At 35.2% G+C, this 4,122-nt stretch carries 5 protein-coding genes; 1 reads left to right on the top strand and 4 read right to left on the bottom strand.

Going from position 1 to position 4,122, the window contains the following annotated elements:
- Positions 1-219: 219 nt before the first annotated feature.
- From H4J67_RS19470 to H4J67_RS19485, 4 genes are all read right to left on the bottom strand, one after another.
- Positions 220-615, bottom strand: coding sequence for a hypothetical protein (locus tag H4J67_RS19470; protein WP_182204775.1), 396 nt, complete (start codon positions 613-615; stop codon positions 220-222).
- Between the two features lie 125 nt (positions 616-740).
- A complete protein-coding gene (locus tag H4J67_RS19475) occupies positions 741-1,031 on the bottom strand; it encodes a DUF6966 domain-containing protein (RefSeq protein ID WP_182204776.1) in 291 nt (96 codons plus the stop codon).
- Between the two features lie 111 nt (positions 1,032-1,142).
- Positions 1,143-1,538: a hypothetical protein gene (locus H4J67_RS19480; protein WP_182204777.1), complete on the bottom strand. Its 396-nt coding sequence runs from the start codon at positions 1,536-1,538 to the stop codon at positions 1,143-1,145.
- A gap of 472 nt (positions 1,539-2,010) precedes the next feature.
- Positions 2,011-2,385, bottom strand: a complete 375-nt coding sequence (locus H4J67_RS19485; RefSeq protein WP_182204778.1) for a hypothetical protein — start codon at positions 2,383-2,385, stop codon at positions 2,011-2,013.
- 345 nt (positions 2,386-2,730) lie between these two features.
- Here H4J67_RS19485 and H4J67_RS19490 point away from each other — a divergent pair, with 345 nt between their 5' ends.
- Positions 2,731-3,687: an IS110 family transposase gene (locus H4J67_RS19490; RefSeq protein WP_182171420.1), complete on the top strand. Its 957-nt coding sequence runs from the start codon at positions 2,731-2,733 to the stop codon at positions 3,685-3,687.
- Positions 3,688-4,122: the final 435 nt, after the last annotated feature.

Raw genomic sequence — 4,122 nt, forward strand, 5'->3', positions numbered from 1 at the left:
CCTGATAGATGAGCTTCACGACTTGATAATCTTCGATTAATAGCATCGTCATCATCAAAGTCGTAAGCGGTAACTATGAACTGCATAAATACTCCTTGTTGCCAAACTGAAAGGCATATAACGCCCCATTAAGAGGCAAAAAATAGCTTGCTATAATGCCTGAGGAACGAAGGACAGCAAGCTGTTTTTTGTCCTTTTGAATGGCTTGTTATGTGCGCCCTACTTGAAAAATTTATTTATTAACTTTGAAATAGAGAGACTTTCTGTATGCTCAAAAATTTTAGGCATCAAAAACCCTGAACCAAAAGCAATAAATGCTCTACCGTATACATTTGGAAGAGACTCATCATCCATAAAGCCTAAGTAATAAAGACCAATCATTGCACCTATAAACCCAGATAAAATTGCACATGCAAAAACGAACGCTCCACGTTCGTGTAAATTTGCTCTGGTTTGTTTCTTTTTCTTTTTCTTTTCTGCATCCGAGCTTTCAGTAGTTTCATAGGCTGGTAATTTACTATCTTTTATATCATGCCAAAGACCTATTAAAATTCCGCCTACAGCGGCGAACAATCCACTTTGAGCTATAATTGCGATTTCCATTTCTGAATTCAATTTATTCTTCCTAAAAGTTAAACAAATGATGAGCACATAACGCCCTATTAAGCGGCGAAAAATTGTTGGCTAAAATTGCGAGGAACGAAGCTAGCCAACTGTTTAGCGTCCGTTTGAATAGCTTGTTATGTGGCTGATTCATACTCATGTTTAATTGCTGTTCCTAACTCCCAAGCTCTCGATTGCAACGAACTAAATTCGCAATTATATTTGGTGATTGTTGTGAGGTAAACATCATTGAATGACCCCATTCCACCATAAGCTAGAAGTACTTTTTCGATACCACTATAATCTGAAGCAACAATTCTTTTGCGGGCATCAGTCATCCACTGCGCCCAATGATAGTTTTCATCATTGTTCAAAACAACAATTAATCTACTTAATACTTCAGCTAACTCTTTAGTTTTAGGACCCATACTTTAGACACATAACGCCCCGTTAAGGGGAAATTTATTGTTGGCTAAAATGTTGAACGGAGTGAAAACAGCCAACTGTAAATTTTCCCTCTTGAACGGCTTGTTATAGCGCTACTTTAACCATTTATATATTAACCAATAAGTTAAAGCCACAACTAAGGAGCAAAACATAAATATACTTAACCAATTTAAACTTAAATGCCACCTCAAATGAAAATATAGAGTGGGTATCAGACTAATTGGTAAAACATACTGTAATTTAAACAACCCAAAATTTTGCAATACAACGGCTGAAATAGAACCAAACACTATTGTAATCGGATATGCATACATTAGAGTTAGAACCGAGAATGCAATTACAAGCTTAAGCTCTTCAAAATTAAACATTGCTGGATTAGATGCATAGCTATATATATTTCCAATTATGCTAATTACAGGCACCAAAATAACAGGACTTGCTAAAGCCGCTCCAATATTTCTTTGTGACTGACTAGATAATTTCATCATGCGCTATAACGCCCTATTAACAGGCAAAAAATTGTTTGCTAAAATGTTGAGGAACGAAAACAGCAAACTGTTTTTTGTCCTTGTTTAATAGCTTGTTATGTGACTAATTATCAACAACCTCAAGAACATAGCTGTAATTAATAAAGTCCCAATTAATCCCTACTTCCGTAGGTAAATAACTATTAAGGAATGGTATGTTTTTCACTGAAATAGGGAAACAATCATACATTGGATTATCCTTATTCACACAAAATTCCTCTTGAAATTTTTTCAACTTGAACCTATTTAGTTGAACGTCAAAAACTAATCGTTCATCTTTATTTGAGTAGCAGCTTAGCGTTCTAATTAATCGATATTCCATAGTCACATAACGCCCCATTAAGAGGCTTTTAATTGTTGGCTAAAATGTGAAGCGAAGCGGAACCTAGCCAACTGTTAAAAGTCCTGCTTGAATGGCTTGTTATATATACTTTTACTGCATACTTACAACATTGTTTTTGTATTCTGCCTTTAAAGAAAATAATACCTTAATAGACAAGAGCACTAATATTAAACTTATAATAGTACTTGAAAAATCTGAAGTCCAAATTTGAATGCCTCCAACAATAATAAAAGACAGCATCTCTACACCACCTAATAAGTAAGCCCATTTTCGTCGTGCCTTTAAGCCATTCGCGATTAATACATTTAATAAAACGATAGCTATAGATATAGGAGTAAGTAAATAAAAATCTGAAATTACAGCTTCATCAGTTAGCAACCCAACAACAACGACAATATGTGCCAAGCTTCCTAGAAGTAATAGGAATAATGTTAAGAATCTAAAAGCTAAGGCTGTATTTTTCAAACAGAACTCCCATATTTGCATGTATATATAACGCCACATTAAGCGGCAAAAAATTGTTGGCTAAAATGTTGAACGAAGTGAAAACAGCCAACTGTTTTTTGTCCGTTTGAATGCCTTGTATGGATAATACACCCATCTTTATTATTCTTTTAAAACCCGTTTAGGTAAAGTGAGGCCCAAGCTTTAGCAGCAACTAAAGCCTTTTTATACGATAGTTCGATTGAATGATGGCTCCTCTGTTGAGAGACCGATAACAAGTGAGAACATCGTATAAAACTCCAAGCAATAAACTCGGATAGTCAACTGGGCCTCGAGCCCGAATTAGCAAGGCAGAGTCAGCTTATTATGAATAGCAAAAATAATCAAAATGAAATTAACGTCGGTGTCGATACGGGTAAAACACAACTCGATATTTACATTCGTCCTCTCGATATTTATTTCACCGTATCCAACGATGAAAAAGGTATTAATAAAGCGATTAAAGAGATAAAAAAATACAAACCAAAACGCATTGTTATTGAAGCAACTGGACGACTTGAACAAGCCTTTATTATCGCTTGCGCAAAAGAAAAATTACCGTTTGTTATTGCCAACCCAGTGAAAATTAAAAAGTTCGCTGGTGCTATCGGTCAATTAGCTAAAACGGATAAGTTAGATGCCAAGTTAATCGCTTATTATAGTGAAGCGCTTAAACCTGAATTATCAACGTTAAAGCCAGCTACGTTAAGGTTAATGAGTGATCTAATGTCAAGGCGTTGTCAGTTAATGGAAATGCGAACGATGGAGAAAAATCGTCTACAAATCATGCCAAAAGAAATCACCAGTAGCATTAATCCACTGCTCACGGTGATTAATAATCAGCTTATAAAAATAGATAAAAAGCTACAAAAACTCATTGAAAGTTGTGATGAGTATCAAATAAAAAATGACATCATTCAAAGTGTACCTGGTGTAGGAAATGTTGTTGCGTTTAGCCTGTTAAGTAACATGCCTGAACTTGGATATATCACCAATAAAGAAGCGGCAGCATTAGTTGGTGTAGCGCCCATTAATCGAGAAAGTGGCTCATTCAAAGGTAAACGAATGATACGTGGAGGACGTCACCAAATAAGAACAGCGATGTTTATGTCAATGATGTCAGCAATGCAATGTAACCCTGTTTTCAAGGCTACTTACCAACGACTGGTCGCCGTAGGTAAACCAAAGAAAATCGCTATCATTGCCTGTGTTAGAAAAATGATTGTGATCTTAAATTCGATGGTGAGAGATGGTGTCTATTGGGACCCAAAAATGAATCAATAATTAAGAATTGACACCATAGTCACTTGTTAGGTGTAAATATTTCAATTAGAAAACTGATAAAACAATAGAAAACTAGTAACTGCAAAAGCACACCACAAACTTATAGAACCTCTATTATTTTCTTTTATAAAAATCTGCTTAATTAAACCAACTATTAAAAACAATTCACATACGCACCACAAAAATAAAATAGGTATAAGAATTATCCCTTCAGGTCCACTCGAAAACAATATAATTGCAGAAGCCAATAAAAGGTGGCTACAAATAAGCCTCTTTAATATAAAATCCATAGTTATATACGCATTACACCTAACGCCCCATTAAGAGGCTTTTAATTGTTGGTTAAAATGTGAAGCGAAGTGGAACCTAACCAACTGTTAAAAGTCCTGCTTGAATGGCTTGTTATATTCCCGATTACAACCTTAAGGTTAGCTT

This window comes from Colwellia sp. BRX10-4 (assembly GCF_014077465.1).
Taxonomy (GTDB): domain Bacteria; phylum Pseudomonadota; class Gammaproteobacteria; order Enterobacterales; family Alteromonadaceae; genus Colwellia_A.

Excerpts from the sequence above, each read along its gene's own strand:
- H4J67_RS19475 (WP_182204776.1), bottom strand. The coding sequence starts at position 1,031 with ATGGGTCCTAAAACTAAAGAGTTAGCTGAAGTATTAAGTAGATTAATT.
- H4J67_RS19480 (WP_182204777.1), bottom strand. The coding sequence starts at position 1,538 with ATGATGAAATTATCTAGTCAGTCACAAAGAAATATTGGAGCGGCTTTA.
- H4J67_RS19490 (WP_182171420.1), top strand. The coding sequence starts at position 2,731 with ATGAATAGCAAAAATAATCAAAATGAAATTAACGTCGGTGTCGATACG.